This is a genomic window from Desulforamulus ruminis DSM 2154, assembly GCF_000215085.1.
In the GTDB taxonomy this organism is placed as follows: Bacteria; Bacillota; Desulfotomaculia; order Desulfotomaculales; family Desulfotomaculaceae; genus Desulfotomaculum; species Desulfotomaculum ruminis.
On the sequence record NC_015589.1, the window covers coordinates 1,928,288 to 1,951,019 of the forward strand.

At 45.4% G+C, this 22,732-nt stretch carries 22 protein-coding genes; 18 read left to right on the top strand and 4 right to left on the bottom strand.

Translation table 11 applies throughout. The features are described from left to right. The first annotated feature begins 111 nt into the window (after positions 1-111). The 14 genes from DESRU_RS09710 to DESRU_RS09775 all read left to right on the top strand — a co-directional run bounded on the left by DESRU_RS09710 (position 112) and on the right by DESRU_RS09775 (position 13,099). Positions 112-852, top strand: coding sequence for a polysaccharide deacetylase family protein (locus DESRU_RS09710; protein WP_013841932.1), 741 nt, complete (start codon positions 112-114; stop codon positions 850-852). A 129-nt stretch (positions 853-981) separates the two neighbouring features. Then, positions 982-2,250: a M16 family metallopeptidase gene (locus tag DESRU_RS09715; protein ID WP_013841933.1), complete on the top strand. Its 1,269-nt coding sequence runs from the start codon at positions 982-984 to the stop codon at positions 2,248-2,250. Positions 2,251-2,365: 115 nt separating this feature from the next. After that, positions 2,366-2,707, top strand: a complete 342-nt coding sequence (locus tag DESRU_RS09720; RefSeq protein ID WP_013841934.1) for a hypothetical protein — start codon at positions 2,366-2,368, stop codon at positions 2,705-2,707. A 12-nt stretch (positions 2,708-2,719) separates the two neighbouring features. Continuing rightward, entirely contained in the window at positions 2,720-2,989 is a 270-nt protein-coding gene (locus DESRU_RS09725; RefSeq protein ID WP_013841935.1) for a YlmC/YmxH family sporulation protein, read from the top strand. Between the two features lie 240 nt (positions 2,990-3,229). Beyond that, positions 3,230-4,030 carry a 4-hydroxy-tetrahydrodipicolinate reductase gene (gene dapB, locus DESRU_RS09730; protein WP_013841936.1) on the top strand — a complete coding sequence of 267 codons (801 nt, stop codon included), beginning with the start codon at positions 3,230-3,232 and terminating at the stop codon, positions 4,028-4,030. A 107-nt stretch (positions 4,031-4,137) separates the two neighbouring features. Continuing rightward, positions 4,138-5,040 carry a dipicolinate synthase subunit DpsA gene (gene dpsA, locus DESRU_RS09735; protein ID WP_013841937.1) on the top strand — a complete coding sequence of 301 codons (903 nt, stop codon included), beginning with the start codon at positions 4,138-4,140 and terminating at the stop codon, positions 5,038-5,040. A gap of 26 nt (positions 5,041-5,066) precedes the next feature. Continuing rightward, complete coding sequence (locus DESRU_RS09740) at positions 5,067-5,654, top strand: dipicolinate synthase subunit B (RefSeq protein ID WP_013841938.1); 588 nt, start codon at positions 5,067-5,069, stop codon at positions 5,652-5,654. Positions 5,655-5,701: 47 nt separating this feature from the next. Then, the gene (locus DESRU_RS09745) at positions 5,702-6,724 is read left to right on the top strand and encodes an aspartate-semialdehyde dehydrogenase (protein WP_013841939.1); all 1,023 of its coding nucleotides are present in this window, start codon (positions 5,702-5,704) and stop codon (positions 6,722-6,724) included. A 2-nt stretch (positions 6,725-6,726) separates the two neighbouring features. Next, positions 6,727-7,962, top strand: coding sequence for an aspartate kinase (gene dapG / locus DESRU_RS09750; protein ID WP_013841940.1), 1,236 nt, complete (start codon positions 6,727-6,729; stop codon positions 7,960-7,962). A gap of 43 nt (positions 7,963-8,005) precedes the next feature. Then, positions 8,006-8,896: a 4-hydroxy-tetrahydrodipicolinate synthase gene (gene dapA, locus DESRU_RS09755; RefSeq protein WP_013841941.1), complete on the top strand. Its 891-nt coding sequence runs from the start codon at positions 8,006-8,008 to the stop codon at positions 8,894-8,896. A 224-nt stretch (positions 8,897-9,120) separates the two neighbouring features. Next, complete coding sequence (locus DESRU_RS09760) at positions 9,121-10,785, top strand: ribonuclease J (protein WP_013841942.1); 1,665 nt, start codon at positions 9,121-9,123, stop codon at positions 10,783-10,785. 321 nt (positions 10,786-11,106) lie between these two features. Continuing rightward, positions 11,107-11,676: a hypothetical protein gene (locus DESRU_RS09765; RefSeq protein WP_238446404.1), complete on the top strand. Its 570-nt coding sequence runs from the start codon at positions 11,107-11,109 to the stop codon at positions 11,674-11,676. Between the two features lie 389 nt (positions 11,677-12,065). After that, positions 12,066-12,887, top strand: coding sequence for a ClpP family protease (locus DESRU_RS09770; RefSeq protein ID WP_013841944.1), 822 nt, complete (start codon positions 12,066-12,068; stop codon positions 12,885-12,887). Next, positions 12,884-13,099 (top strand): YlzJ-like family protein, encoded by a 216-nt coding sequence (locus tag DESRU_RS09775; protein WP_013841945.1) that lies wholly within the window; start codon positions 12,884-12,886, stop codon positions 13,097-13,099. The genes DESRU_RS09770 and DESRU_RS09775 overlap by 4 nt, the downstream gene beginning before the upstream one ends. A gap of 214 nt (positions 13,100-13,313) precedes the next feature. Here DESRU_RS09775 and DESRU_RS09780 read toward each other — a convergent pair whose 3' ends face one another. Together DESRU_RS09780 and DESRU_RS09785 are read right to left on the bottom strand one after the other, a co-directional pair. Continuing rightward, positions 13,314-13,730 carry a spore coat protein gene (locus tag DESRU_RS09780; RefSeq protein WP_013841946.1) on the bottom strand — a complete coding sequence of 139 codons (417 nt, stop codon included), beginning with the start codon at positions 13,728-13,730 and terminating at the stop codon, positions 13,314-13,316. 19 nt (positions 13,731-13,749) lie between these two features. Then, on the bottom strand, positions 13,750-13,962 hold the full coding sequence (locus DESRU_RS09785; protein WP_013841947.1) for a hypothetical protein: 213 nt from the start codon (positions 13,960-13,962) through the stop codon (positions 13,750-13,752). A 150-nt stretch (positions 13,963-14,112) separates the two neighbouring features. Between DESRU_RS09785 and DESRU_RS09790 the strand changes: the two genes are divergently transcribed. From DESRU_RS09790 to DESRU_RS09800, 3 genes are all read left to right on the top strand, one after another. After that, positions 14,113-16,392, top strand: coding sequence for an FtsK/SpoIIIE family DNA translocase (locus DESRU_RS09790; RefSeq protein ID WP_013841948.1), 2,280 nt, complete (start codon positions 14,113-14,115; stop codon positions 16,390-16,392). A 208-nt stretch (positions 16,393-16,600) separates the two neighbouring features. After that, positions 16,601-17,728 carry a tRNA 2-selenouridine(34) synthase MnmH gene (mnmH, locus tag DESRU_RS09795; RefSeq protein ID WP_013841949.1) on the top strand — a complete coding sequence of 376 codons (1,128 nt, stop codon included), beginning with the start codon at positions 16,601-16,603 and terminating at the stop codon, positions 17,726-17,728. Further along, entirely contained in the window at positions 17,706-18,419 is a 714-nt protein-coding gene (locus DESRU_RS09800) for a helix-turn-helix domain-containing protein (RefSeq protein ID WP_013841950.1), read from the top strand. The genes mnmH and DESRU_RS09800 overlap by 23 nt, the downstream gene beginning before the upstream one ends. A 926-nt stretch (positions 18,420-19,345) precedes the next feature. Here DESRU_RS09800 and DESRU_RS09810 read toward each other — a convergent pair. After that, positions 19,346-21,427, bottom strand: a complete 2,082-nt coding sequence (locus DESRU_RS09810; protein WP_238446405.1) for a glycosyltransferase — start codon at positions 21,425-21,427, stop codon at positions 19,346-19,348. A 631-nt stretch (positions 21,428-22,058) separates the two neighbouring features. On the opposite strand from DESRU_RS09810, the gene DESRU_RS21770 reads away from it, so the two are divergent. Beyond that, positions 22,059-22,148 carry an IS3 family transposase gene (locus tag DESRU_RS21770; protein ID WP_143758769.1) on the top strand — a complete coding sequence of 30 codons (90 nt, stop codon included), beginning with the start codon at positions 22,059-22,061 and terminating at the stop codon, positions 22,146-22,148. Positions 22,149-22,339: 191 nt separating this feature from the next. Here the strand turns inward: DESRU_RS21770 and DESRU_RS09815 are convergent, their stop codons facing one another. After that, the gene (locus DESRU_RS09815) at positions 22,340-22,681 is read right to left on the bottom strand and encodes a hypothetical protein (RefSeq protein ID WP_143758770.1); all 342 of its coding nucleotides are present in this window, start codon (positions 22,679-22,681) and stop codon (positions 22,340-22,342) included. Between the last annotated feature and the right edge of the window lie 51 nt (positions 22,682-22,732).

A 22,732-nucleotide genomic window follows, 5' to 3' on the forward strand; every position in this document is an offset into this window, starting at 1 on the left:
AGAAAAATGTTTCAGCCATGGTAGTTTTTCATTCTGTATGCCGGAAGTATACTATTCCTTTTCTTTCCTGCATAGAGATCTATGACAAGATTTAACAAGGAGGAAAGGAATATGAAGGTATTCTATATAAGAAGGGGAATGGTCTATAAAACCATCCTCTGGCTGCTGATCGGTGCAATTTTTATCGGTCTTGGTTTTTTAGCCACCAGGGAAAGAACCGAAAGAACCCTGTCGCCCATTTATCAAGGCAGTGATCGTGAAAAGAAGATTGCTTTAACTTGCAATATCTTTTGGGGTGAAGAATACATTCCTAGAATGCTGGAAATATTACAGGAGCACGATGTTAAAATGACTTTTTTTCCCGGAGGAACCTGGGTAGAGGACTTTCCTGAACTGCTAAAATCCATCGATGGCGCGGGCCATGAAGTGGGAACCCACGGTTATGCCCATCCCCATCCGGACCAGTTATCCAAGAGCGCCAACCTAAGGGATATGCAAAAAGCCGAGGAGCTCATTTACCAAGCCATTCATAAAAGACCCAAACTGTACGCCCCTCCCTATGGCGAAAAAGGAGCGGCTGTTTTAAAGGCAGCGGAGGAACAGGGCTATTCCTTTATTTTATGGAGCATTGATACCATCGACTGGCAGCGTCCTTCCCCGGAGGTGATTGTGCGCAGGGTGGTGGGCAAAGCGCATAATGGCGCCATTGTTTTGATGCACCCTACGGCCCCCACGGTAAGCGCCTTGCCGCAAATCATCCAGGAATTAAAGAAGCAGGGCTATCAATTCGTGATGGTTGGAGAAATGATGGATGGGATGACTGCCAAAACAGCACCGGAAAAGAAAAAATAAAGCTTTATAAATAGAGTCCACGATTCGGGGCATACTGATTCCAATCCTGAAAAATTAACCATAGAATAAAGGTTTTTATCTACTTGTGAAGAATATCGTAACTTTAATGAGTTTCCAGGAGGGGTTCTGATGTTTTACCAAAAAGAAGAACTAGCAAACGGAGTAAGAATTTTAACACAAAGGGTTTCCCATGTCCGGTCCGTGGCTCTGGGGATTTGGGTGGACGTGGGTTCCCGGGATGAGAGCGATAGCACTGCCGGAATCTCTCATTATATCGAACACATGTTGTTTAAGGGTACGATGAATCGGACAGCCAAACAAATTGCCGAGGAATTGGATGCTGTGGGCGGCCAGTTAAATGCTTTTACCACCAAGGAATATACCTGTTATTATGCCAAGGTATTGGATGAGCATTTTGATTTGGCGGTGAATATTCTCACGGATATGCTTTTTAATTCTAAAATTGATGAGCAGGATGTAGAACGGGAGAAGAACGTGATCCTAGAGGAAATCAAGATGTATGAAGATGCTCCCGACGAACTGGTTCACGATATGTTTGCCAAGACCATCTGGTCCGGTCATCCTTTAGGCAGACCCATTATCGGCACCACAGAGACCGTCAGCAGTTTTACATACAAAGATTTACGTTCCTACATGGCACAAAACTATATTGCCAACCGTATGGTTATTTCCGTAGCCGGCAATATCGAGCACCAGCAGGTGGTGGATAAGCTTAAGCCCATATTTGAAAAAATGCCGGGCAATGAATTTAAACGTCAGTTGGTAAAGCCAACCCATTCCAGCGAATTAAACTGCCGCAACAAAGAAACAGAACAAGTGCATATGGTCATTGGTACTCCGGGTTTACGCCTGGAAGACGATGATGTTTATATTGTTCAGGTCATCAACACCGTTCTGGGAGGCGGCTTATCCTCCCGCTTATTCCAAGAAATCAGGGAACAAAGGGGACTGGTGTACTCTGTCTACTCCTATCATAGTTCCTATTATGATACAGGGATTTTCGGCGTATATGCGGGTTTAAGCAAACAAAATGTGGGCCAGGTCATGGAGTTAATTTTTAAAGAAATTAAAGATATAAAGAATAAGGGAATCTCTGGAGAAGAGCTGCAGCGGGCCAAAGACCAGCTAAAAGGGAATCTTTTATTGTCCCTGGAAAGCGTTAATACGCACATGAGCCGTCTGGGCAAATCGGAACTGTACTTGAAAAAGGTCTATAAGCCGGAGGAAATCGTAGAAAGGTTAAACAAAATCACCATTGAGGATATTCATCGTATGGCTTCGAGCCTGTTTCAACCTGAAAAGTTCTCTATGGCTGCCATCGGACCCTGGCAGGATTGCGGTGAGTTAAAGGCGGAGCTTGAAAAATTAAGGGATTAATGAAAAAACCTCCTCCGGGGAGGTTTTTTAATGGGCTTTTTGCTATCTATAAAATACGAACCCCAGTCATATTTGTCCAAGCACAGCCATAGACTTTAGCAGGAGGTGGACAAATGTGACAGGCAGCATCCTGATAGCCATACTGGCAACCCTGCTGATCTTTTTTTCGGTAAAGGAGCGGCTGAAGCAGAAACGTTTTCGCAAGGAATGGGATGTCATCGGTGAGAACAAATCTTCACCCCTTTCCGAGTCTCTGGCGGCACTGGTTGGGACTGCCGGAGGGATTTACCTTTCCATGGTGATGCTGACAACCTTTCTGGAAATTGATGTTCCGTCCAGGGTAAATATACACACGGTAAGCCTGGAGCCTATGGCTGCCCTGTCTTTTTTGTTGTCCATCATCAGTCCTTACATCAATAAAGTCATGAACCGTTTAAAAAGGCTACGATTCAGATAAGGAGGAGACACCATGCGGATGGCGGAGCTGGTGGGCAAAGAAATTGTAAATATTAATAACGGAGCCCGTTTGGGAGTCATTGGGGAATCGGATTTAACCATTGATGTTGAATCCGGTGCGGTTTGTTCCATTATATTACCTCGCCGGAATAATTTTATTAACATGTGGGTGGACCGGCAGCAGATGGTTATTCCCTGGGACGCCATACGAAAGATTGGGGAAGAGGTTGTTATTGTAGAGATGGATCAGGGCAATCCCATATTTCAGAGATATTCTTATTGAACCCCCCAGGGGGTTCTTTTTGTTTTTACCGGGGGCTTATGGGAGGGAAGATCCATGGACAAAGAAGTTCGCTTCGGTAAACAGGAGGGCAGGGATTTTTATGACCGGTTTTCCTGAAGGGCCTTTTCGGCTATACTATTCTTAACCCCTTCGTGGGGAATCTTCTTGACAAGCGCAAATATTGGGGTTCATAATAAAGTGCATAATTATACCTGTGATAATTTTAGAGGTGATGAAACGGTGATAAAAGTTGTTGTGTCAGGAGCATTGGGTAAAATGGGCCTTGAATCTTGTAAGGCTGTGGCCAATGCAGACGGATTGCTGCTGGTTGGAGCAGTTGATCACCAGGGAATTGGAGATTGTATTGGTCCTCTCATTGGGAGGCCGGATGTGGATGTAACCCTATCCGGAAATCTGGAAGAGGTTCTTTTATATCAGAAACCGGATGTATTGATTGATTTCACCAGACCCGGAGCGGTACAGGGAAATATCGAACTGGCACTGAAGCACGGGGTCAGACCGGTGGTCGGTACAACCGGCATGTCGACCCAAGAGATTGAACACTTTACCGCTTTGGCCCAGAGCAAAAAAATAGGTGGGCTGATCGCTCCCAATTTTGCCATTGGAGCGCTGTTGATGATGAAGTTTGCTGCCGAAGCGGCCAAATATTTTCCGAATGTGGAGATTATTGAACTGCATCATGATCAAAAGGTGGATGCGCCTTCCGGTACCGCTTTAAAAACAGCGGAAATCATTACCTCTGTAAGAGGGAATCGGCCCCAGGGCATGCCCAGTGAATTTGAAAAAATTCAGGGTGTGCGTGGAGGCAATTACGAAGGAATGAGGATTCACAGTGTACGGCTGCCGGGGTTGGTTGCTCATCAAGAGGTGATCCTCGGAGACATTGGCCAAACCCTGACCATCCGGCATGATTCCATCTCCCGGGAGTCCTTCATGCCCGGGCTCATCATGGCTGTTCGTAAGGTGGTAAATTTAGAGCATCTGGTGTACGGACTGGAAAACCTTTTGTTTCAAAACTAAATCCCCATCGCACCTCTGTTTGGCGTGGCTAGGTACAAGCACCACCCTCTCCGCTTACTCATATCATGTAGTGTGCAAATACATGATTGAGAGGAGGGTGCAACAAGATGCAGCCTGATTTAAAAGGGGTAAAAGTGGCTGTGCTGGGTGGTGATGCCAGAGAGATCGTATTGGTTTCCACCCTGTCTCGCTTGGGTGCCTATGTACGGGTGGTGGGTCTTCCGGTAAAAAATGATCCCCCCCATGTACAGGTATACCCAACCCTAGAAGATGCTCTGGCAGAAGTGCAGGCAGTGATCTTGCCGGTACCGGGCATACTGGAAAAAAGCATTATCTATTCCGTTTATTCCGAAAGCCCCCTGGTGTTGTCGGAAGTTCTGTTGGTTAAACTGCCACCCCAGACGCCGATTTTTGCAGGCTTTGCCCGTCCCAAATTAAAAGAAATGGTCCAACGCAGTAATGTGCGTTTAATCACCCTGTTAGACCTTGATGAAGTAGCCATTCTGAATTCCATTCCTTCCGCTGAAGGCGCTGTCCAAATGGCCATGGAGAATACGGCCATCACCATTCATGGCAGTCAGTCCTTTGTTTTGGGTTTTGGGCGGACCGGGGCTACCATTGCCAGACTTCTGCAGGGCATGGGGGCAAAGGTCACGGTGGTCAGCCGGAATGCCTCCCAGCGGGCAAGGGTCTATGAACAGGGAATGAATGCCATTTCCTTTGATGAGCTGGCGGATGAGATTCCCCAGGCCGAGATCATATTCAATACTGTACCCTCCATGGTGTTAACTAACTGTATTCTTAGTAAGGCTTCGGAGGAAGCGGTCATCATCGATGTTGCTTCCCCGCCGGGCGGCACCGATTTTGAGGCTGCCGAGCGTCTGGGAGTCAAAGCCTTGCTGGCGCCGGGATTACCCGGAAAGGTAGCACCAAAAACAGCAGGACAAATCCTGGCCAGAGTGATTCCTAAGCTCCTGGTTCGGGAGCTGGCACGGAATGAGGAGCAGTAGAGGAATGGTTGACGGAGGTGCGGAATATGAGATTTAAAGGCATAAAAATTGGCGTTGCCTTAACCGGCTCCCATTGTACCATTGATGAAATATTGCCTAAAATACAGGAATTGGTGGATGAAGGAGCCGAGGTATACCCGATCATCAGCTACGCCGTGGATACCCTGGACACTCGTTTTGGTACAGCCCAGAAATGGAAGGACGCCCTAAAAAAGATTACCGGCCGGGAACCCATCAATACCATTTCCGGTGCGGAACCGGTGGGTCCCAAACAATTGGTGGACATTATCGTCATTGCCCCCTGCACAGGCAATACCATGTCTAAACTGGCCAATGGCATTACAGATACACCGGTCTTGATGGCGGCCAAGGCGCATTTGCGTAATCTTAAACCGGTGGTTATCGCCATATCCACCAATGACGGACTGGGCATGAATGCAAAAAATCTTGGATTATTAATTAACACCAAGAATGTATATATGGTACCCTTTGGTCAGGATAATCCGGCAGGTAAGCCGAATTCTTTGAAAAGTAAAATGGATTTAATTCTGGATACCATTGAATATGCATTACAAGGAAAACAAATTCAACCCGTTTTGGTACAAACCACGTAAGTCACCGATCGGGGGGGTTTCACCTAAATAAAGGAGGGAAAGTCACTTTGAAAAAAGTAAATGTGGTAGTGGTTGGAGCTTCTGGAGCAGTGGGCCAAGAAATTTTAAATATCCTTTCTGAACGTAATTTTCCTATAGAGAACCTGAAACTTTGTGCTACTTCCCGTTCCGCCGGCACTGAAATAGATTTTCAGGGACGAAAATACCGGGTTGAAGAAACCACCCCCGATTCTTTTACAGGCATGGATATCGCTCTGGTTGCCGGCGGCAAAGCCAGTGTGGAATTCAGAGAAGCAGCCTTTGCACGAGGCTGTATTATCATTGACAACAGCAGCAATTTTCGCATGGACCCCGAAGTACCCCTGGTGGTACCGGAAGTGAACCCCGAGGATGTAAAAGGACACAAGGGCATCATTGCCAATCCCAATTGTTCTACCATTATTATGGTGGTTGCCCTTAAACCCATTTATGACGCTGCAGGAATCAAAAGGGTGGTGGTATCCACCTACCAGGCGGTTTCCGGAGCGGGCAAAGAAGGGATTGAAGAGCTTACGGCCCAGACCAAAGCGGTTCTCGAAGGCAGTGAATACCCTCCCAATAAATTCGCCTATCCCATTGCCTTTAACTTGATTCCCCATATTGATGTTTTTCAGGAGATGGATTATACCAAAGAAGAATGGAAAATGGTGAAAGAAACGCAAAAAATTCTGCATGACAGCGAAATTAAGATTACGGCCACCACGGTCCGGGTTCCGGTTTACCGCAGCCATTCAGAGTCCATTAATATAGAAACAAAGCAAAAACTTACGGTTGAAAAGGTCAAAGAAATATTATCTCAGGCCCCGGGCATGATTGTCCAGGATGATGTGCAGAACAAAAACTATCCCATGCCCCTGTTCACCTCGGGCAGGGATGAGGTGTTTGTGGGACGGATTCGTGAAGATAATACCATTGAAAAAGGTCTGAACCTTTGGGTGGTAGGGGATCAGATCCGCAAGGGGGCGGCCACCAATGCCGTGCAGATTGCAGAGCTTTTACTTCAATATAATTGCTTAATGGAGAAGAGATAAACATGCGCTTTCTTGTTCAAAAATTTGGTGGCACCTCTTTGCTTACCCAGGAATTAAGGGACCGGGTGGCTACCAGAATTGCCGAAGCGGTGGATGAGGGCTATGCGCCGGTGGTGGTTGTTTCAGCCATTGGCCGGGCAGGAGAACCCTATGCAACGGATACGCTGTTAAATTTCGCCCTCGCCGCAGGGCGAGACCTGCCGGCCAGAGAACTGGATATACTCATGTCCTGCGGCGAGGTCATATCCGGAGTGGTGATGGTTAACACCCTGCAGCGTATGGGCAGGCAGGCGGTATTTCTTACCGGAGCTCAGGCAGGCATTATTACGGATCACAATCATAATGACGCGCGAATTCTCCGGGTGGATCCTAAAAATGTGATTTCTCAGGCAAAAGAAGGCAAAATTGTAATTGTGGCAGGATTTCAGGGGATCAGTGAAGAAGGAGAGATTACTACCCTGGGGCGGGGTGGCAGCGATACCACTGCGGCTGCCCTGGGGGTGGCATTAAATGCAGAATGTATTGACATTTTTACCGACGTAGAGGGCATAATGACAGCAGACCCCAGAATTGTTGAAGATGCCCGTATCCTGGATAATGTCACCTACAATGAGATTTGCCAATTGGCCCATGAAGGGGCAAAAGTGATACACCCCAGAGCGGTAGAGATTGCCATGCAAAAAAACATCCCCATCCGGGTCCGGTCCACCTTTACCAATTCGCCCGGCACCCTGGTGGCAAGTCATAATCAGGTCTATGGCACCATAGACATTACCACCGACCGCTTGGCCAGCGGCGTTGCTCATATTGCCGGAGTAACACAGTTTAAACTGACGGTCAGCGAGGTAAATATTGATAACCCCGCTTTACGCATTTTCAAGGCGCTGGCCCTGGCGGACATCAGTATTGATTTCATAAATGTGAGTCCGGAATTAATCATGTTTACAGTAAAAGACGAGGTAGCCAAAAAAGCCACAGCGGTACTGCAGAACCTGGGCATCCACCCGCAGATCCGGCCTAATTGCGCTAAGATTTCCACCGTGGGGGCAGGCATTCACGGTGTACCGGGTGTCATGTCCCATATTGTTGAAGCCCTTGCTGAGGAGCAAGTGGAAATTTTACAGTCATCCGATTCCCATACCACTATTTGGGTCCTGGTACAACAGGATCAGATGCATAAAGCCATCCAGGCCCTGCACCGGAAGTTTGAACTGGGACATGGGAAAAATGTACCTTAGTGGCGGGTTGAATTGAATAAAATGAAGGATGGTGAAAGACAAAATGGCCATAGTGGATTTTGGACGGTTACTGACCGCCATGGTGACCCCCTTTAATGCCGATTTGACCATTAACTTAACACAGGCTCAAAGGTTGGGAAAATACTTGGTGGAGAATGGTTCGGACGGTCTGATCGTGTGCGGAACCACCGGTGAATCGCCAACACTCGGCAAGGAGGAAAAAGCAGCCCTTTTTGCAGCCATTGTTGAAGAGGTGGGCGGCCGGGCCGCGGTGGTAGCCGGAACCGGCAGTTACGATACCGTCAGCAGCATTGCCCTCACCAAGGAAGCGGAAAAAGTAGGTTGTGACGGGGTCATGCTGGTAGCACCATACTATAATAAACCTTCCCAGGAGGGCCTATACCGCCACTTCCGTGCCATTGCCGAGAGTACCAGCTTACCGGTGATTCTGTATAACATTCCGGGCCGTACAGGGATTAACGTTCTGCCGGATACGGTAGCCAGGCTGGCCGGGGATGTGCCGAACATTGTAGCCATTAAGGAGGCTGCCGGAAACATCGATCAAGTTTCTGAACTGCGCAGAATCCTGCCTGAGGAGTTTAGCATTTACAGCGGGGACGATTCCATGACCCTGCCCATGCTGGCCCTGGGGGCCAAGGGTGTCATCAGTGTAGCCGGGCACGTAGCCGGCAAACAAATTAAAGAAATGATTGATGCCTTTACTACCGGGAACACCACCTTAGCTGCCAACCTTCATAGAAAACTGTTTCCCTTGTTTAAAGGTCTCTTTATCACAGCCAATCCTGTGCCGGTAAAGGCGGCTTTAAATTTAAAAGGCTTTGGCGTGGGGGGCGTTCGCTTGCCTTTGGTGGAAGCCACACCGAATGAAGTGGAGACGGTTAAAAATATTATGACATCACTGGAACTGCTTTGATACAACAGGGCACAGATGGTGCCCTGTTGTATTTTTTTGGTAATAATGGGTAATCATATTGCCGTTAAGGCATTATTTAAAGTATAATTTAATGCGGAGGTCATCGGACGGGTTTCCACAATCTTGTACAATGATGTATCCTGCCTTCTCCTACTCTCTCACTGTATATTTGGCGAACGATCCAATATTCTTCGTTACTTTTTGAACTAATAGGAGGTGCAGGCTTGGCTAAAGAACCAAAATTAGCCGTAATTCCCCTGGGGGGATTAGGCGAGATCGGCAAGAACATGACTGCGGTGAGATTTGGGGATCACATTGTACTGATTGATTGTGGATTGATGTTTCCTGAAGAGGAAATGCTGGGAATTGACATCGTTATTCCGGATATTTCCTATCTTATTGAAAACAGGCAACAGGTGCGTGCAATATTACTGACCCACGGACACGAGGATCACATTGGAGCTTTACCCTATGTGCTGCGGCAAATCAATGTTCCCGTGTATGGTTCAAAACTGGCTTTAGGCTTAGTCCATGGCAAATTGAAAGAACACCATATGGTGGATCAAGTTCAACTGAATACGGTAAAACCACGGGATACTGTACAAATTGGGCCTTTCAAGGCGGAATTTATCCGTGTATCGCACAGTATTCCGGATGCCATGGCCGTGGCCATCCATACGCCGGTGGGAACCCTGCTTCATACCGGGGATTTTAAGATTGATCAAACCCCTGTGGATGGAGAAGTAACTGACTTCCATCGTTTTGCCCAGTTGGGGGAAAAGGGTGTGCTGGTCATGATGTCCGACAGTACCAATGTTGAACGGCCCGGATACACCATGTCTGAGCGGGTGGTAGGGAACACCTTTGATGAAACCTTTCGGCATGCTAAAGAACGAATTGTTATCGCTACCTTTGCCTCAAATGTTCATCGTTTACAACAGGCTATCCTGGTAGCCCATAAATATGACCGGCGGGTGGCTGTGGTTGGCCGAAGCATGGTGAACGTGATGGCCACCGCCGGCGAACTGGGTTATTTGAATATTCCCGAAGGAAGCCTGATTGAGCTGGATGAGGCAGCAAGATTACCTAAAAACAAGGTTGTTTTATTGACCACCGGCAGTCAGGGGGAACCCATGTCCGCCCTGACCCGGATCGCCATGTCCGATCACCGTCAGGTTGATATTGTGCCCGGGGATACGGTGATCATTTCGGCAACGCCCATACCCGGTAATGAAAAATTGGTGGCCCGCATTATTGATCAGCTTTTTAAGCTGGGGGCCAAGGTGATTTACGAAGGGGCTTCCGGAATTCACGTTTCCGGCCATCCCAGCCAGGAAGAGCTAAAATTAATGCTCAACTTGGTGCGGCCGAAATTCTTTATTCCCGTGCATGGCGAGTATCGGATGCTGAAAAGACATGCAGACCTGGCAAGAGAAGTGGGAATCCCCGCTGAAAATATCTTTGTGGCGGAAAACGGTCAAGTGCTGGAGTTTACCCGGAGATACGGCCGTTTAGCCGGCAGGGTTACCGCCGGCAGAGTACTGGTAGACGGTCTTGGTGTCGGCGATGTGGGCAATATTGTTTTAAGAGACAGAAAACAATTGTCTCAGGACGGTATTCTCATCGTTGTTGTAACCATGGATAAACAAACCAATCAGGTTCTGTCCGGTCCGGATATTGTTTCCAGGGGTTTTGTTTATGTTCGAGAATCGGAACCCCTGATGGAAGAAGCAAAGGCTAAGGTCAAAGGCGCATTGGAAAAATGCACTTTACGCGGCGTCTCTGAATGGGCTGCCATCAAATCACAGGTCAGGGATGACCTGGGCAAGTTTTTGTATGAAAGAACTAGGAGAAGGCCAATGATCTTACCGATCATTATGGAAGTATGAGACAAACAGCCCCAGTCCGTGTTAAGCGGGCAGGGGCTGTTTTGTTTTTTATTTGCCTTTACCAGTAATTAAAGAAGAGCAATAATATTGGAATGATCTCTATAAATCATAAAGGAAATTAAAAATTTTATAGAGAATAATAAAAAAATATACAATAATTATCTTGTTGTTGTTTTTATAAGTTTTATGCATTCATTTTAGATACCTGCAAAATATAGGAGAGGAGATGAAGTCATTAAAAAGCTGGTTATAGATACTGAACAGAAGGATGGAGCAACAGCATATTGTGTTCACACAGAAAGTGGTGAAACAATTGAGGTTGTGTTAGCCGGGAAAAGAATAATTTCAGTTCCCGTCAGTGAACAGGCTGATCGTATTTATAGACTACTGGAAGAAAACTGTGATTTGATTTTTTGCACGACACAAAAACCGAATGATTTTCCCTTTTATCCTATTCCGCAATTTTTTATTTTTGCAGTTGATAGTAAAGAAAATTGCTTTGGTACCATCGGTGGTATGGGCGATATTGCGGATGATGATTTCCCAGTGGGGTATGTTAACCGTAAAGGCGAGTTTGGAATAATAACTACTGATTTTAAAGAGTTTCTAAGCCTTGTTACCTTTTATCCCTGTTGGCGGGATATTATTAGATGTGAGAGAACCGGAGCAATCTATAACATTGAAGATATGAAGATGAGTAAAATAGAAAACCATTCGCAATATCTTGCACGACAAAGCCAGATTGTAGAAACACTTAAGCTTTCTAAAAACCCAAAATCTCTGGAATTACTTATATCAAATATCAAAAGTCCGTCGGACTTTATGGTCTATGCCTCAAAAGAGGAAGCCGAAAAGGTAAATACATTTTTGGATATAAGTAACCTTATATAAAAGGGATTTCTCCAAACCAAACTTACCCTTGGCTGGATAGACGGAAATTCATTTTCAAGTGGCCGTTAACCTATTAAGCGATCAGTAAAGCGCATACTTGAAATTATTAATATCTTTGACATTGATTATTTATAAAAAGGAGCTCAGATTGCCATACAAAAAAATTCTTGGGAAATGATTTTACTAACGATAACCAATGCCTGAAGATAGAGAATACTTTTGAAACTGACACCCCTGATGGAAAAGACACAAGCAACCCTTGCCCTCATTGAGTGGTTTGGGGTTCTTTGTTTTATATCTTTTTACTCTTTTTCATTCCAGATACATTATGCTGGCGGATAATAAGCATAATAGTATCAGCAGAACATTTCATTTGAGGAGTGACACCAGTGCCCAAACGTTTCCAAAGTGACAATCCGGGAATTCCCTATCAGCCCAACACCCCGAATCCAATACATCCGCCGGGTCCCGTCCCCATTGACCCTTCCACCCAGCCTAATCCCAGCACGGCTCCCAAAAGAGTGGCCGGGCAGGCCAAGGGAACACTGGAAAATATCCGGGAATTAGGAACGCCCAGTGTGCCGGAAGTAAAAAGCAATATTCATTGCGTTACCATTGTGGGTCAGATTGAAGGACACATTGTTTTACCGGGTCAAAACAAAACCACCAAATACGAGCATGTCATCCCTCAATTGGTGGCTATTGAACAGGCGGACGACATCGAAGGGGTTGTCATCATTTTAAATACCGTGGGCGGGGATGTTGAAGCAGGTCTGGCCATTGCCGAAGTGGTTGCCACCATGACCAAACCAACGGTGACCCTGGTTCTCGGAGGAGGTCACAGCATCGGAGTTCCCATTGCGGTCAGCGGAAATTATAGTTTTATTGCTCCCACCGCATCTATGACCATCCATCCCATCCGGCTGAACGGTTTGGTTATCGGCGTACCTCAGACCTATGACTATCTGGATAAAATGCAGGACCGGGTCATTCGGTTTGTAACGGAGCATTCCGATGTTACAGAAGAAAAATTCAGAGACTTAATGTTTAAAACCGGAGAATTAGCCAGGGATATCGGTACGGTGGTGATTGGCAAGGATGCCGTGGAATACGGCCTGATTAATGAAGTGGGCGGAATTGGCCATGCCTTGTGCAAATTGAAGGAACTTATCGAGGAAAGGAAAAACAGGGGAGGGTGTATGCCGCAATGATCCTTTGGACCGTCCTTCCGGTTGAACAGGTGATGGAGGGGTTTGCCGATGATGCCTATAACCGCTATGAAACCGGAGAGGTGGCCGGAATCCCGGTTTTATTCGAGAAGATGGACACAGGGCTAAAAAAGATTGTCAGGATTAACAGCTCGGACCCTGCCCATTATTTAAATCAAAAGGTTTTTCCGGGATTAATAACCAGTGGGCTGTAAAGGCTAAACAAATTTTAATAAAGATGATGCGCTAAACAAAGAAGAAAACAATGGAACACGGATTTAACGGATTATACGGATTTACGCGGATATAATAAAGATTAAAAAATCCGTGAGAATCCTGGAAATCTGTAAAATCCGTGTTCTATTCAGACCCAGGATAAAACTTCATCAGATTAAAAGAAGCACCCGTCAGGTGCTTCTTTTCTGGTGTTTAATAGTTTTGCTGGAAACTCCCACCGGACTGCTGTTGTTGATTGTAGAATACCGGGGAATAGGATTGCTGGTTTTGATAACCGGCCTGTTGGTTTTGAATGCCTTGATATTGTGCCTGCTGATGAATGGTGCTCATACTTTGCTGTTGTTCACTGCTCAGCTTTTGCACGTCGCTCTGAACCTGGCTCACCAGATTCTGATTGGCCATCATGGGTTGATGCCATCCGTGCTGATTGGCTAAATCGTACAGACTTTTTTGTTCGGCAAAGGTTCGATCCAATACATTGATATAATCCTGACGGAGACTTTGGTCGCTGCATTCCAGGATTTTATTGGTCAGGCAAACAGCATCCCATTTTAAGTGATTCAGCATAGCCATACATAAATTTTTATCGGTTACTTGGTCACCGCGCATGGTTTAAACCCCCTTTCTGTTATTGCATCATGTTCATATTGGTGTGTTTCGCCAACTGCTGGAAACAATCCGAGCGGCTGCGGGCCAAACTTTGGCAAGCTTGACTCAACTGAGGATCGGTACATTCCCGGGCAAAATGATTGAACTGCCCTACCAGATTGCTTTCTAACATCAAGTGGCTCTGCAAATCAATTAATTCCCGAACCGTGATTTTGCCTGTGGTATGCGGCATATGTAAACCTCCTTTCCTGTGGAATGATCAGGTACATTTCTTAATATGATGTAACACAGGTACATTTATACATGAATCCGGTGTTTCGTATTGAATTAAAGGATTTTGGAAATTTCTGTAGTATATATATTTCTGGAGGTGCAGGGAGACTTGGACTTACTTAAGAAATTAAAGGATGAATTAAAATACGAAATCTTTGGCATTGGTCTGGTCTCCGTGGCGGTACTGGGTCTGATTAGTTTTGCCGATACGCAGTTGGGCATGATCGGGGGCTTTATCGGGCGAGTGCTGAAAGGGCTGTTTGGAGCCTTCGGAGGCATTGTATTAATGATCTTTCTAGGGCTTTTTGGTATAAAATTAATTGTTGAGCGAAACCGGACCGGAGTGAATATTAAGGTGTATGGAGCTACTTTGTTGTTTATCATCACCTTGACGGTATTAAGCTTATTCACTCCTGTTGAAGGGTCCTTTTATGAGGTTTTAAAAGGAATCTTGGATGAAAGAACCGCCAGTGAAGGCGGCGGTTTAGTGGGTTCCCTGTTGGCCTTTTTAATGCTGCAATCCTTTGGACAGGCCGGGACTTACATTTTGCTGACCTCCGGTGTGGTGGTGGGTATCTTGCTGCTAACCAACATTTCGGTATCCGTTCTTACCAAACAATCCCTGTCCAAAACCCAAGGCTGGGCCAAGGGTTTAGGCAGCAGGCTGAATAACTTTCTTTTTACGGAAGTGGAGGAAGAGAAGGGCCGCTCCAGCCGGTGTCCTGATGAGGATACCCTGCCGCCGGGAACAGTATTTATTAACAACGGCCAGGACAAGGTGCCCTTTCTAAATGTGGAAATGGATAAAGCCCCGGAAGAGGAACTGGCGTTTAAGGTTGAAACCGCTGAAATAAACCCGGATACCTGCTCCGGGTTTCAGGTGTCCCTGGAGGAGCCCTTGCCGGAGCCGGATGAAATAACCAGCTACACGCAAATGTCTTTAAATGATGTGGCTTCCTTTAAATTACCGCCCTTGTCCCTGCTGTCAAGACCGCTGAGAAGCTCCAAGAATATTTCAACGGCCAAAGATATTACCGACAATATAACAAAGTTGGAAGAAACGCTGGAAAACTTCGGCATTAAGGCTAAAGTGACTCAGGTATCCAGAGGACCGGCCATTACCCGTTATGAAATTCAACCCCCTGCCGGGGTGAAGGTCAGCCGGATTGTAAGTCTGGCCGATGATATTGCTTTGGCCATGGCCGCCCCGGATGTCCGGATTGAGGCTCCGATACCCGGTAAGGCTGCGGTGGGCATTGAGGTGCCCAATAAAGAGATTTCCATGGTTAATCTTCGGGATTTATTGGAATCCAAAGAATTTACCGGTTCCAGCTCCAGCTTGACCGTAGCTCTGGGGAAAGATATTGCCGGGGCCCCTATTCTGGCGGACTTAACCAAAATGCCGCACCTTTTAATTGCGGGAGCCACAGGAGCCGGAAAAAGTGTTTGCATTAATACCCTGATTTCCAGCATCCTTTTTAAGGCCACTCCCGATGAAGTGAAATTTTTAATGGTGGACCCTAAAATGGTGGAACTGGCTGTTTACAATGGGATTCCCCACTTAGTGTCACCGGTTGTAACCAATCCCAAAAAGGCGGCCACTACCTTGCGCTGGGCGGTTCGGGAGATGGAGAAGCGTTATGAACTGTTTGCCGCTGCCGGGGTAAGGGATATTACCCGTTATAATAGTTTGTTTAACGAAAAAAATACCGCTTCGGGACAGAAACGTTTGCCCCTGATGGTCGTCATTATTGATGAGCTTGCGGATTTAATGATGGTAGCCCCGGCGGACGTGGAAGATGCTATCTGCCGTTTAGCCCAGATGGCCCGGGCTGCCGGCATTCATCTGGTGGTTGCCACCCAGCGGCCTTCGGTGGATGTGATCACCGGCTTAATTAAGGCCAATATTCCGTCCAGAATATCCTTTGCCGTTTCCTCTCAAGTGGATTCCAGAACCATTCTGGATATGGCCGGTGCTGAAAAGCTGCTGGGTAAGGGCGACATGCTGTTCTTTCCGGTGGGAGCTCCTAAACCTCTGAGAGTACAGGGCGCTTATCTATCGGATCGGGAAGTGGAGGATGTGGTGAGCTTCCTGAAGCATCAGGCCGAACCAACCTATGATGAGTCTGTGGCCAAAGAGGAACCTCAGGAGCCGGTGGAAGAGGAAGTGGAAGACGAGTTGCTGCCCGAAGCCGTGAGAATTTTGATTGAGACCGGACATGCCTCCATTTCCATGCTGCAGCGCCGTTTACACATTGGTTATGCCAGGGCGGCACGGCTCATTGATATTATGGAGAAAAAGGGAATTGTGGGGGGCTATGAGGGAAGTAAGCCCCGGGCCATCCTCATGACCATGGAACAATACCAACAAGTTTTTAAAGCCAAATAAGGATGACAACCGGCGGATGAAGTTTATCCATTATTGACCAATTTATTCAGCCCATGCTATACTGACGTTGCTAATGAAATGGTTTATGTGTTTAGCAAAACATTTAAAGGTTATAATACAAAGTATTTAATGAATAATAAATTGCGTGTTTTTGTAGATCGCTATTGCTTATCTGAAAAAATGAATGGGATTCAAGGATGTAAAGATTATGTCAAGGGATATCAGCATTGGAGAAGCTCTAAAAGTAAAAAATGTCTGTTTTATTGATGTTCGTTCCGAGGGAGAATTTGCAGAAGGCTCCATACCAGGGGCAATCAACATTCCTTTATTTAACAATGAAGAAAGAGCTAGAGTAGGGACAACCTACAAACAAATAGGAACAGAAGCGGCAAAGTCCTTAGGTCTGGAAATTGTAGGGCCTAAATTCTCCGGGTTATTTAATCAAATTCGTTCTTTATCAAAGGATCAAAACGTCGTCCTGTATTGTTGGCGGGGGGGTATGCGAAGCAAGTATGCCTCAGCGGTTTTGGAATCCCTGGGTGTAAGAATATACCGGGTACAGGGAGGGTACAAATCCTTTCGCAGGTTTGTTTACCAATACCTGGACAGAGAGAAGATTCCTCACAAAAGCATTGTTCTGCACGGCCTAACCGGAGTAGGAAAAACGCTTATATTGCAAAAGCTTCAACAGTTAGGTTATCCTGTTTTGGATTTGGAGGGTGCTGCCAAACACCGAGGTTCCGTTTATGGAAAAATCGGTTTGTTGTCCTCACCTTCCCAAAAAGATTTTGAAGCGCAAATTGTGGAGAATTTAAGTCCAGCGGAAGCCAAGGGAATGATATTGCTTGAGTGTGAAGGCCGAAGGTTGGGTAAACTAATTGTGCCGCCAGCCGTTTTGGCCTCCATGGAAAGAGGATATCGGGTCTTATTATATGCTCCTCTGGAGGTACGGGTACAAAGAATTATTGATGAATACACCAAGGGTCCCAACCGCAACATCGAAGAATTGCAGAAATCTACCCTGCTATTAAAAAAACACCTTGGCAAAACGGTTACTGAAGATTTAATTCAAGAACTGAGTAAGAAAAATTTTGCCAACGTATTTGCTTACCTGCTCACCCATTATTATGACCCTCTTTATAAATACCCGGGCGGCCAAAGTAATGAATTCGACCTGTCCATTGATTGCAGTGATTTGGAAAAAGCAGCGAACAAGATTGCTCAATGGGTAAAGTCTCTACCGGAGTATGGTGTTCCAGTGGAAAACGGGGGTGATATGAATGCCAATAGGGGAAACCTTGAGGAATGCACGGATGGAGAAGGGTTTTTCTCTTGAATATCTTGAGGAAGCAACCAAGATCCGTGCTAAATATCTTGAAGCTCTAGAAAATGAAAGATTTGATGTGTTGCCCGGCCCGGTATATGCCAAGGCATTTTTACGGACCTATGCCAAGTTTTTAAATTTGGATACCGAAGCAATTATGCAGGAATTTTCTGTAGAAGGAAACGAGCCTGTGCCTGATTTGATCAAGGATCCTCAGGCAGAACCGGAACCTGGATACACCGGAGGCGGGAAAAACTTGAGGTATTTGGTGGCGGGCTTTGCCATCATTGCCCTGCTGGGAGTTCATTTCTTTTATGATGCGGGACGGCCGGAGGAAAACAAGCCCAATCTGCCACAGACAGCCCAGCAACAACAGCAAACTCAACCGGAAAATAATACCGGTGCCGGCAACCAGCCTCCCCAGGAGCAAACGGTTGAGGGAGTACGGGTAACCTTAAAGGTAATGGACGGACAAAGCTGGATGCAAATTGTGGCCGATGGAAATACGGTATTTTCAGGCACCGTTTCTCCCGGGGAAACCAAAGATTTTCAGGCCCAGGAAAAGATTTATCTGCATGTGGGGAATGCCGGGGCGGTGGAAGTGAATGTGAACGGGAAAGATCTGGGGCGTCTTGGACAAACCGGAAAAGTCGTTAGAAACACCTTCTATTCCGGTCAGGAACCGGAAGTGAACCGGGGATAAATAAAAAGCGCTAAAAAACAGGGGCCCCAATCCGGGCATCTTTTAGGGCTATTATACCCTCTCTGCTTACCATTTTTATTTTCAGTGCGGCAAGAATGCTCTTTGATTTTATTGGGCTTACCAATGGTCAGTGATCTTTTGCAGGCAATCAACAAGATATTTATAGCAGGGCAGAACTACTTTTCCGCATTACTCATTATTCTTGTCACATATTCTATGGTTTTTTGGCATACAAGACGGCAATGTTATTAAGGATACGTTGTCAAGCGCAACACCGGTTGCTTCTTCAATTGCAGAAACAACATCTTCACCAAGGGATTCTTTGATACCTATGTTTATTTAGGTGGTGCCGGAGCAACGCTGGGGCTGCTGATTGCCCTGTTATTGGTCGGAAAAAAACAGTAGTGAAAACCGGTTGGCGAAGGTATCTATTTTGCCCGGCATTATTAATATAAACGAAATTATGATTTTGGTTTACCTAATTATATTCAACCCTTATTTCTTTATTCCGTTTGTGTTTTCGCCTGTTGTACTGAGTCTTACCGCGTGGGTGTCTATACGTTTGGAATGGGTGCCTCTGGTAACGCAAGATGTCGAATGGACAACTCCATTTTCTTATCAGATTATCTTGGAACAGGATCAGTTGCCGGTATTGTGATGCAGGCCGTTAATCTGACACTTGCTGTTCTGATATATATTCTTTTTGTCCGAATGCAGCAAAGGCACCAGCAACACGTCCAGATTTAAGTCTTTAAAAACTTAGGCAATGAGATTCAATATGTTCAAGAACGACAGCAGAAAACCATTCTTAATAGGCACGACGAAACAGGCTCTCTTGCCCGTGCTTTGATGGCTGAGATCAAAGACGGGTTCAGGAACCAGCCATTTAATTGCTTCCGGGCGAGTGCCGAATATAACCAATACCTTTATCGTACTACCATTTCCTTTCCGGCTGCTATTTCCTTTACGTGAACGAGCCTTTCCAATCCCAGCAACCCCATATATTGCAGCATCTGACTTTCGGATATATTTTGGGTTGTTATGTAATTGTGAGCTATGATAAGTTGTTCGTAGTTAATAATGCCGCTGGTATATAGTTCATCCAGCACAGAGTCTCCCTGCTCATTGCTTTGGAAGCCGTATGAAGCAAACATCTTGTCCAAACCTTCCATAATGAAGTTTTGTGACACGAAAACTGCCTTGACAGTGATATCATATTTGTTTCGCAAAATGGTTTGCGCATCAATCGGGCTGTTGTCACAAAACGCGAATACATACCCTGATTTTGTTTTTAAAAGAGGGACAACGAGCAGTGAACGAAGTAATTTTTCGTCGAATACAGAAGCAAATTGCCAAAGCCGATAGTTTTTCAAAGTCAAAATATTGAGATACTGGATATGCTTAACATGCGACAGCGCATCGAGCAACTGTTCTTCTGTAATAATATTTTGCTCTAAAAGATAATTGCCAATGGTCTGCTTTTCATCATTTTGTGCACGCAGGCATACGTCCAAAGCATACTTGAGCTGTTCAGTGGTCACATAGCCCTTTTCCAGCAGCACATCACCCAATTTTCTATGGAAGCGTTTTAGCGCCTGCTCTCCAATAAAATCATGGTCCGTTTTATCCCACTTGATCTGTTTTTTTCCATTATTTTTGTTACCGGCAGCGAGCGTATTTACTTTTGCCGCTTTCTTTTCTTCCTTCTTTTTCGGCGTCTGATTGCCGAAAATTCTCTGCTTATATGCTTTGACAGTGGCGGTCATGTTAATGATATTTCCCCAAACCAGCCTGATCGGTAACAGAGGCGGAAACAAGCAGGCAAAAAAGACGCTTCTCATACCATACACATTGTATATAGCGACGCTTCGGAACAGTTGCCGTTCAATCATCATGACTGTAATCGCCAGACTTAAATACCAAGATGGGAAGTACATGGGGTATATGGGTTCCAGTGGAATAAACAACGAAACAAGAAAATAGATAAGTACAGGATATCCGACGATTACCAACAGATTAACAACTTTTGCTTTCAAGTCTTTATAAAGCGAATAGCGCCCTACAAAGCGGATACCTTTGGTGGTGAAAACATCCTTCAATTTAAATGATTGCATTGTGATGCCCAAAATCCACCGCGCTTTTTGATTTACCGCTTGCTTAAAAGTATTAGGAAAAATGGATCGGGTTGCGATGAACTCATCTACCAATTTATTATTATCGTTGATTCGGGGAACACGTTCCAAAACATAGTACACATCAATTCCTTTTTCGAAAAGAGTCAGTGAAAGACGGAAATCTTCTGTTAGGCTGTCTTTTGGCAAAATATCTTCATCACCAAAAGCGCGAATGGTTTCCTTTGACAAAACAAACCCTGTTCCTGCCGAGGGAACAAATGCCCCGTTATGATAGCGGCTTACCAATGTGATAAAATGATTCTCCGCAAATTCATCCGCATAGGTGCCTGTCGTAATGTTCTTGAAAAAGTTCCGGAATTTTGGCATTCGTATAAGAGGAAAGACAGGAAATTGCAGCACCGGATGTTTATCCAAAAGGGCATTTGTTACCTTTAACTCAAAAGGATGAACGACGTCTTCTGAGTCATGGATTGTGATAGATGCGAAACTCCATTGACGCTCCAGTTCAAACTGCTTAATTTGTTTAATAACATAGTTGATATTCTGTGCCTTCGATGTAGGCCCGTTCTTCTCATTGATAATCACATGTACATTCTCATACTTCTCCGCAAGTTCATTGGCGACAGCCAAAGTAGGCGCATCGTTCGGATAAATACCAAGAAAAATATGATACATGGACTTAGGGTAATGTGTTGAGGCAATGATATTGTTGATTACATCGCCAAGTACATTATCCTCACGCCAAGCGGCAATCACCATTGCTAATAATTTAGGAGGAAGCGAATCCAATTTATGTAAATCCAATCGCTGTTTTCGATAGCGCGAACGCCTAAACATCGTAACAATGTCCCAAATAAAATCATCTGCACCCATGATAATATATATCAGGGCCAGAAAAAAACCAATCAAATATATGGTGCTGTGATTACTCATGCGAAACCCATTTTCCCTCTAATCATTAAAATAAATGTGGGTGTAATTATAAATTAGGCATAGATTTTGCGGGTTTCTATGTACTTAATTCGCCTTTTTTTGTTCTCAATAAAGCAGTATCTTTCTTCGATAGATGAAAGATGGTCACTCTTTACATATAGCTTCGATGGCATCAGCATAGCTTCATGAAGCAGGCAAGATATAATAGATAAATTAGGGGACATACTTGCATTTTATTCTTTTTCGGGACGTAATAAGTGGAGTAACAAGCATAGGAAGTGGCTATCCACCCGCCACCTTCCGTCGATTGCCGCCCGGCCTGCTTGCGCAGGCTGAGCGTTGCAATCTGCTTAATGAGGACACCCATACCTCCGGAAAGGAACTGAATGAAATCGAACCACAAAAGCAGCCGAACTGCAAGCGGCCAATACAGAAAGATAGAAGAACCGAAAAAGACCGACGATAAATTCCTTTAACGTAGGCGATACAAGCCATTCCGCAAGGACATGACTCATCGTCAGGGCAAAATTAAACGGAATTTTGGCGCTATAACGCTACGGAAAAACGCTATATGGATTACTACAATAACCACCGGAGCAAGGCAAAGCTTAAGGGCTTGCCGCCTGCACTTTACAGACAGCAAGCCCTCTCGGCTGCTTAATTAAAATTATTTTCTAACTTTTTGGGATCACTTCAAAATCAGTGTCCTTCGTCGTTTTTCCACCATCATACCCGCACCGCACAGTTTTGACTGTACCTGTTTATCGGGGCTTTTTTGTTATATGTCTTACTGGTGTGGAGGCTAAAGGCTCCTTTTTTATTGTGCGCTCAGGATATAAAGATTGGCTTGTCTTAATCCAGCAGGTTTTCTTTACAGTGAGGACAGCGAGCGGGGGATCCTCCATAGTATTTTCCACAATGCCGGCAGCTCTGGACCATATCCGATGTAATATCCCGCGGTTCTTGCCTGGAATTTTTTGATCCCCTATTTCCGGCAACCGTACTTTGCAGCCAAAAATAAAGAGGGATGGCAATAGCCGGCATAAAGAAAGTCCCCATGGCCCAACGCAATGAAGAGCGAAAGTCATAACCATTTTTTTGACTATGCCAGAGAATCCAGATGGCTCCCAGCAACCCAAAAGCAAACCAAAGCAAAGGCATGGGTATCACCTCAATAAAAAAATTCTTTATCAAAAAAAGAATTCCTTTTTATCTGTTGTAAGATATGAACAGAATATAACCCGG

Bases quoted from the DNA above. Each gene is read 5' to 3' on its own strand.
- DESRU_RS09710 (WP_013841932.1), top strand. From the start codon at position 112: ATGAAGGTATTCTATATAAGAAGGGGAATGGTCTATAAAACCATCCTC.
- DESRU_RS09715 (WP_013841933.1), top strand. From the start codon at position 982: ATGTTTTACCAAAAAGAAGAACTAGCAAACGGAGTAAGAATTTTAACA.
- DESRU_RS09725 (WP_013841935.1), top strand. From the start codon at position 2,720: ATGCGGATGGCGGAGCTGGTGGGCAAAGAAATTGTAAATATTAATAAC.
- dpsA (WP_013841937.1), top strand. From the start codon at position 4,138: ATGCAGCCTGATTTAAAAGGGGTAAAAGTGGCTGTGCTGGGTGGTGAT.
- DESRU_RS09740 (WP_013841938.1), top strand. From the start codon at position 5,067: ATGAGATTTAAAGGCATAAAAATTGGCGTTGCCTTAACCGGCTCCCAT.
- dapG (WP_013841940.1), top strand. From the start codon at position 6,727: ATGCGCTTTCTTGTTCAAAAATTTGGTGGCACCTCTTTGCTTACCCAG.
- dapA (WP_013841941.1), top strand. From the start codon at position 8,006: ATGGCCATAGTGGATTTTGGACGGTTACTGACCGCCATGGTGACCCCC.
- DESRU_RS09775 (WP_013841945.1), top strand. From the start codon at position 12,884: ATGATCCTTTGGACCGTCCTTCCGGTTGAACAGGTGATGGAGGGGTTT.
- DESRU_RS09780 (WP_013841946.1), bottom strand. From the start codon at position 13,730: ATGCGCGGTGACCAAGTAACCGATAAAAATTTATGTATGGCTATGCTG.
- DESRU_RS09785 (WP_013841947.1), bottom strand. From the start codon at position 13,962: ATGCCGCATACCACAGGCAAAATCACGGTTCGGGAATTAATTGATTTG.
- mnmH (WP_013841949.1), top strand. From the start codon at position 16,601: ATGTCAAGGGATATCAGCATTGGAGAAGCTCTAAAAGTAAAAAATGTC.
- DESRU_RS09800 (WP_013841950.1), top strand. From the start codon at position 17,706: ATGGAGAAGGGTTTTTCTCTTGAATATCTTGAGGAAGCAACCAAGATC.
- DESRU_RS09810 (WP_238446405.1), bottom strand. From the start codon at position 21,427: ATGGGTGCAGATGATTTTATTTGGGACATTGTTACGATGTTTAGGCGT.
- DESRU_RS21770 (WP_143758769.1), top strand. From the start codon at position 22,059: ATGGATTACTACAATAACCACCGGAGCAAGGCAAAGCTTAAGGGCTTG.